General features: G+C 37.3%; 6 protein-coding genes and 1 pseudogene. 4 read left to right on the top strand and 3 right to left on the bottom strand.

Features of this window, described 5'->3' with window-relative positions:
* A pseudogene (locus HUN22_RS14600) lies at positions 1 to 275 on the top strand (alpha/beta hydrolase); the annotation flags it as partial.
* A gap of 60 nt (positions 276 to 335) precedes the next feature.
* On the opposite strand, the gene HUN22_RS14595 reads toward HUN22_RS14600, so the two are convergent.
* On the bottom strand, positions 336 to 1,181 hold the full coding sequence (locus HUN22_RS14595) for a metal-dependent hydrolase (RefSeq protein WP_217488194.1): 846 nt from the start codon (positions 1,179 to 1,181) through the stop codon (positions 336 to 338).
* 242 nt (positions 1,182 to 1,423) lie between these two features.
* The gene (locus HUN22_RS14590; RefSeq protein WP_174730743.1) at positions 1,424 to 1,867 is read right to left on the bottom strand and encodes an internalin; all 444 of its coding nucleotides are present in this window, start codon (positions 1,865 to 1,867) and stop codon (positions 1,424 to 1,426) included.
* Between the two features lie 223 nt (positions 1,868 to 2,090).
* Between HUN22_RS14590 and HUN22_RS14585 the strand changes: the two genes are divergently transcribed.
* From HUN22_RS14585 to eno, 3 genes are all read left to right on the top strand, one after another.
* Complete coding sequence (locus HUN22_RS14585; RefSeq protein WP_174730741.1) at positions 2,091 to 3,728, top strand: CTP synthase; 1,638 nt, start codon at positions 2,091 to 2,093, stop codon at positions 3,726 to 3,728.
* Between the two features lie 30 nt (positions 3,729 to 3,758).
* Positions 3,759 to 4,616 (top strand): 3-deoxy-8-phosphooctulonate synthase, encoded by an 858-nt coding sequence (gene kdsA, locus HUN22_RS14580; protein WP_004701333.1) that lies wholly within the window; start codon positions 3,759 to 3,761, stop codon positions 4,614 to 4,616.
* A gap of 63 nt (positions 4,617 to 4,679) precedes the next feature.
* A complete protein-coding gene (gene eno / locus HUN22_RS14575; protein ID WP_016145494.1) occupies positions 4,680 to 5,969 on the top strand; it encodes a phosphopyruvate hydratase in 1,290 nt (429 codons plus the stop codon).
* An 82-nt stretch (positions 5,970 to 6,051) separates the two neighbouring features.
* Here eno and HUN22_RS14570 read toward each other — a convergent pair whose 3' ends face one another.
* Complete coding sequence (locus tag HUN22_RS14570; protein ID WP_174730738.1) at positions 6,052 to 6,729, bottom strand: DUF421 domain-containing protein; 678 nt, start codon at positions 6,727 to 6,729, stop codon at positions 6,052 to 6,054.
* Positions 6,730 to 6,925 lie beyond the last annotated feature (196 nt).

Genomic DNA, 6,925 nt, shown 5'->3' with positions numbered 1-6,925 from the left:
GCTTTAAGGATTATCAAAGTTATTGTCAAGCCATTAATCCAATTTATGTATTTGAGAATGTAAAAATACCATTAATGATTCTTAATGCTGAGGATGATCCAGTCTGTTCTATTAAAAATTTGGAACCCTACAAAGAAACGATCCGGCAAATGAGTAATATTGCGGTAATCACCACAAAAAAAGGAAGTCATTGTGGTTTCTACGAAGGTTGGAAAAGTACTTCATGGGCTGCCAAATTAATATCAAATTATTTTATTGTTGAACATAAGCAATAACGGTAACTCTGCAATTTAAATAAAGCCCATTTAAAAGATGGGCTTTACCATTTTATTAGATCAAGATAAAAGCAATTTGGGATCCTTTAGACCAATTTTGATTTTCGTACTGGCAACCAGATCTTTTTCATCAGTTTGGTTGGGATGAAAGTCAAAGCGATAATAATCAAAAAATTTAGGGATCAATGTTCTATATTGTTTGTTAGCAAAACTAAAGAACTTACGCCATGATTTGAAATTTAGAAGTTGGTGATCCCGTTTCATCAGAACAAATTGATAAATTGTTGAAAAGCCGGTAATTAAAAATAAACTTAAAGTGAAGACGGTGATACGTGGGAGATATGCGCTTAGCCCACTTCCATATAAATGTTGATAGAGATCAAAAGCGACAGCTTTGTGTTCGGTTTCTTCAATACTGTGCCATAGCCATAAATTACGAATAGTTGAGTCTGTCATTAATTCATTAACAGATTGCATCATGCTAACTACGAGTACCGCTGTGTAATGTTCCAAACCTACCGTTACAAGCAAATTCCATTTTTTACTAAAAACTTTTTCAATACCCTTTAAAACAATACCAGTTACTTTTTCTAAGGATTGAGGATCTAATCCATGTTGCTGTGCACTCACATGAAAAGCATGATGCTCTTTAGAGTGCATTGCTTCTTGGCCAATAAAAGCACTGATTTCTCGATCTAGAATTTCATTCGATTTTGCCTTTTCGCGTAAAGCTCTAACGGAACGAACAAAATATGATTCACCTTCAGGAAATAAGGTGGATAAACCCGTAAAATAATGCGTGAAAGTAGGTTCGTTATTACACCAATAGCGAGGTGTATTTTCAAAATTGTAGTCCATACGACGAACTGGAAATGAGGCAGGTACACGGTTTGATACAGTATTCATTTTAAGCTCCAATCTTCTTTTAATTTAAGTTCCAAAAAGGAACTTGATAAAAAACTACAACGTCATATATCTATCGTCAATGCTTTTTTAGGTAGAAAAAGTAGATTGTCCCTAATTGATATCTAGGGAAACTTTAAAGATAAATAGAAAGGAAAAGTAAAATTTATTATTGAATTGATAATTTGAATAATAATTAAAAAGCCCAAATCGATGGTTCAATTTGGGCATATGTGTGTACAAACTTAGTTTTTAAGCGCAGGAGTAGCAGCAGCAATTGCAGCGGCAACAGCGTCATCTTCACTTTGAGCTGGTTCAGCTGGCTTAGAAGGTTTTGGCTCAGGCTTAGGTTCAGGTTTTGGTTTAGGCTCTGCTTTCGGTTGCTCAGAAACTGTTGTTTGTGAACCTTGATCAGGCTGGGCAGGACGAGTTTCACGGCGAATTTCAGTTGTCGTATTCGCTGTTTCCTCGTGGTGAACTTCAACTTGCGGTGGTTCCTGAGTTTGAGCTTCTTCAGTTTGAACGCTTTCTAAAGACTCAAATTTTGCAGGTTCAGCAGGTTGAGGTTCTGAAACAGCAGTTTCAACCTTTTCTTGCTCTTCTTCTTTAGGTGTTTCTTTTTTGACACATGCGGTTAACAATAGTCCAGCAGCAACTGCAGCACAGATTAAAAGTTTTTTATTTGCCATTGTCCTAAACAACATTTAATTGAGGAGCTGGCATTATAACAGCAAAAGAGAATGAAAAAATCATGTGAGATTGACCTAAATTTTTATTAAAAATGCTGATAGAATAGCCAGTTGTTTAATGATCTTTGAATTGATGCGGTTTGACTTTGCTTTATAGGGGCAGAGTACAGTAAAATTGCCAAACATTGTAGGCCGATTTCGGCTTGATTGTACGAGAAACTTAATGACCCATTTTATTTTTGTCACTGGTGGTGTAGTTTCATCGCTAGGTAAAGGTATTTCTGCTGCTTCAGTTGCTGCACTTTTGGAAGCCCGTGGCTTAAAAGTCACAATGGTTAAAATGGATCCCTACATTAATGTCGATCCAGGGACAATGAGCCCTTTCCAACATGGTGAAGTTTTTGTCACAGAGGATGGTGCCGAAACTGATCTAGACTTGGGTTATTACGAACGTTTCTTACGTCGTGCGAAAATGACCAAACTTAATAACTTTACTAGTGGTCGTGTATATCAGGACGTTTTAAATAAAGAACGTCGTGGTGACTACCTTGGTGGTACAGTTCAAGTTATTCCTCATATTACTGACAACATTAAAGAACGCGTACTTCGCGCGGGCGAAGGCTACGATGTTGCTATCGTAGAAATTGGCGGTACGGTAGGTGATATCGAATCACTTCCATTTATGGAGTCAGTTCGTCAGTTAATGGTTGAGCTTGGTCATAAAAGAACCATGCTTATGCATTTAACTTTGTTGCCATATATCAAATCTGCAGCAGAGCTTAAGACAAAACCAACTCAACACTCTGTAAAAGAGTTGCTTTCGATTGGTATTCAGCCAGATATTCTTATCTGTCGTACGGAATATGATGTTGATGTTGATACTAAACGTAAAATTGCATTGTTCACTAACGTAGAAGCACGTGCTGTAGTGGTATGTAAAGATGCGAAAACGATTTATCAAATTCCACGTACTTTCTATGAACAAAACGTTGATGACTTGATCTGTGAACGTTTTGGATTTAATGATCTTCCAGAAGCAAATCTAGAAGATTGGGACAATGTAGTCGAAGCATTACTAAATCCTGAATACACTTTACGTGTAGCTATGGTTGGTAAATATGTTGAATTACCAGATGCTTATAAATCTGTAAATGAAGCATTGCTACATGCGGGTATTAAAAATCGCGTAAAAGTACAAATTGATTATGTCAATGCTGAAGAGCTTGAAAGCCAAGATGTATCTATTTTAAGTACAGCTGATGCAATCTTAGTTCCAGGCGGTTTTGGTGAACGTGGTACTGAAGGCAAAATGAAAGCTATTCAATACGCACGTGAAAACGGTATTCCTTTCTTAGGAATCTGTTTAGGTATGCAATTGGCTGTTATTGAATACGCTCGCCATGTTGCAGGTATGCCAGAAGCTTCTTCTACAGAATTTAACCGTTCTACAAAGTATCCACTCATTGGTTTAATTACTGAATGGTTGGATGAACGCGGTGAATTACAACAACGCAGCCTTGAGTCTGACCTAGGTGGAACTATGCGTTTAGGTGCTCAAAAATCTGAATTGGTTGAAGGCACAAAAACACGTGAAGTCTACGGGAAAGCTGAAATTACAGAGCGTCATCGTCACCGTTATGAAATGAATAACCGTTTCATCGAGTCGATTGAACAAGCTGGTATGAAGATTTCAGGTTACTCTTCAGCACAACATTTAGTTGAAACTGTAGAAATTCCTGAACATCCTTGGTTTATTGCTGTACAATTCCACCCGGAATTTACAAGTTCACCACGTGATGGACATCCATTATTTGCTAGTTTTATTGACGCTGCAAAAACACAGCATCAAAAAAGTAAATAATGCGATTTTAAATAAACTGGGAAAGTTTAAATGTCACAATTAAAACCACAAGAAGTTGTACGTTTAGGCGATATACAAATGGCAAATCATTTGCCATTTGTATTATTTGGCGGAATGAACGTACTTGAATCAAAAGATTTAGCTTTTGAAATTGCAGAAACTTATGTTGATATTTGCAAACGCTTAGAAATTCCTTATGTATTTAAAGCGAGTTTCGATAAAGCAAATCGTTCGAGTCTGCATTCATTCCGTGGTCCTGGACTTGAAAAAGGTATCGAATGGTTAGGTGATATTAAAAAGCATTTTAATGTTCCTATCATTACTGATGTACACGAGCCATATCAGGCTGCACCAGTTGCAGAAGTAGCCGATATTATTCAGTTACCCGCTTTCTTAAGTCGTCAAACTGATCTTGTTGAAGCGATGGCAAAAACGCAGGCTATTATTAACATTAAGAAAGCCCAGTTTTTAGCACCTCATGAAATGCGTCATATCCTGCATAAATGTTTAGAAGCAGGAAACGACAAACTTATTCTTTGTGAACGTGGTTCAGCATTTGGTTATAACAATCTTGTTGTAGATATGCTTGGCTTTGACATCATGAAAGAAATGAATGTGCCAGTTTTCTTTGACGTGACACATGCGTTGCAAACCCCTGGTGGTCGTGCTGATTCAGCAGGTGGTCGTCGTGCTCAAATTACAACTTTAGCACGCGCTGGAATGGCAACTGGCTTGGCTGGATTGTTCTTGGAAGCTCATCCAGACCCAGAACATGCAAAATGCGATGGACCTTGTGCATTACGCATGTCGCAGCTAGAACCGTTCTTGGCACAAATAAAAGAATTGGATACTTTAGTTAAAGGATTCAAAAAGTTAGACACCCATTGAGTTGTTTTATAACCCTTACGCTGCTTTAACCGCAGCTCATATTCATTCAAAGAGGAATTGTTCATGAGCCAAATCGTTGACATTCGTGCACGTGAAATTTTGGACTCTCGTGGTAACCCAACCATCGAAGCAGACGTAATTTTAGAATCTGGGGTTGTTGGTCGTGCATGTGCACCATCTGGTGCTTCAACTGGTTCTCGTGAAGCTTTAGAACTTCGTGACGGTGATAAATCACGTTACTTAGGTAAAGGCGTTCGTACAGCAGTTAACAACGTAAATACCTTGATTCGTGATGCTTTGTTGGGTAAATCAGTTTTTGAGCAAAAAGACATTGATAATACAATGATCGCGCTTGATGGTACTGAAAACAAAGAGAAATTAGGTGCTAACGCAACTTTGGCTGTGTCATTGGCTGCTGCGCGCGCTGCTGCTGAAGAAAAGAAACTTCCTCTTTTCCAATATATCGCAGATCTTCGTGGTCAAACAATTTTAACAATGCCTGTACCGATGATGAACATCTTAAATGGTGGTGAGCATGCGGACAACACTGTTGATATTCAAGAGTTCATGATTGAGCCTGTTGGTTTCACTTCATTTGCTGAAGCTTTACGCGCTGGTGCTGAAGTATTCCATTCTTTAAAATCAGTTTTAAAGAAACAAGGTTTGAATACTGCTGTAGGTGATGAGGGTGGTTTTGCTCCTAACTTACGTTCTAACGAAGAAGCAATTCAAATCATTTTACAAGCAATTGAATTGACTGGTTACAAAGCTGGTTCAGACATGATGCTTGCACTTGACTGCGCATCTTCAGAGTTCTACAAAAACGGTCAATACGTTTTAGAAGGCGAAGGCAATCGTGCATTTACAAGCAATCAGTTTGCAGATTACTTAGCTGGTCTTGTAAATCAATATCCAATTATCTCGATCGAAGATGGTCTTGATGAATCTGACTGGGAAGGCTGGAGCTACTTGACTTCAATCCTTGGTGATAAAATCCAATTGGTTGGTGATGACTTGTTCGTAACTAATCCTAAGATTTTACAACGTGGTATTGATGAAAAAGTTGGTAACTCAATCTTAATCAAATACAACCAGATCGGTACTTTAACTGAAACTTTAGATGCGATCTATCTTGCTAAAGCAAATGGTTATTCGACTGTAATTTCTCACCGTTCTGGTGAAACAGAAGATTCTACTATTGCTGACTTGGCAGTAGGTACAGCAGCTGGTCAAATTAAGACTGGTTCACTTTGCCGTTCTGACCGTGTTTCTAAGTACAACCAATTACTTCGTATTGAAGAATTGACTAAAGCTGCTTACCGCGGTAAAGCTGAGTTTAAAGGTTTAAACTAATCTTTAAATAAAAAGTTAAAATTAATTTTTAACATTTTAGGGTGCTATTTTCTGTTTTTAATAGGAAATAGCACCTTTTTTATTATCCTAATCGGCGTGTTTTCAAAGACTCGGCCCAACTATGATGCTTGCATCGAGTGCATTCTTGATCAATTGTATTTAAAATTTTAGTTTCACCACATTTCATGCATGAATAAAAAGTATTAGGTTTAAGTATATCTGCTTTGCTATAAGCATCAGGGAATAGTGGTAAGCCCCACTTTACATCTTCATCTTCAAAATAAAGCAGACTGAGAATACCATCGGACTCTAACAACGCGGCTCGCACTTGTCCAAGATGCTCAACATGTTGTTGCCGCATTTCAGAGAAAAACTCATCATGAGAATATGATTGCTTTTGGAAATCTTTATAGACTACAAGACCATCTTTAACAATACAAAGTGCTTTTCCTTCTAGCAAATCTTCAATTTTTTTATGCTTTACCATGCTCCATGTGGCAAATCGATAAAGAAAAAGGATAACAACAAACACGACCAAGGCATGGGCAATAGGTATGTCTTCAGTAAACATAGGGTCGCCGGCGGCTGAACCTAAACATAAAATAATTGCGAGTTCAAAAAGGGAGAGCTGACGAACACCTCGTTTACCAGATAGTCTTAAAAAACTAATAATGATGATGAACATCACACTACAACGAACTAAAACTTCTAAAACAAAGTTCCAAGTCGTGTCACCTATGAAAATATTAATAAAATCCATTTTTTCTCCTTATTAAAATAGTTAGAAGAAATTCTTATAAAATGATTAACAGAGTAAAAAATAAAAAAATATAATTTTTAGGTAGTTATTGGTTAAAAACTCGAAATATATGTGACTTTTTATGAGTAAACTTACTATTCATCATGTGATCAAAAGTAGAAGTTTCAAAATAAGAGACCAATGAGACGGGGTTATA

This window comes from Acinetobacter lactucae (assembly GCF_013344765.1).
Lineage (GTDB): Bacteria > Pseudomonadota > Gammaproteobacteria > Pseudomonadales > Moraxellaceae > Acinetobacter > Acinetobacter lactucae_A.
The sequence above is the reverse complement of the archived record's forward strand: the minus strand, read 5'-3'. Positions and strand labels throughout refer to the sequence as shown.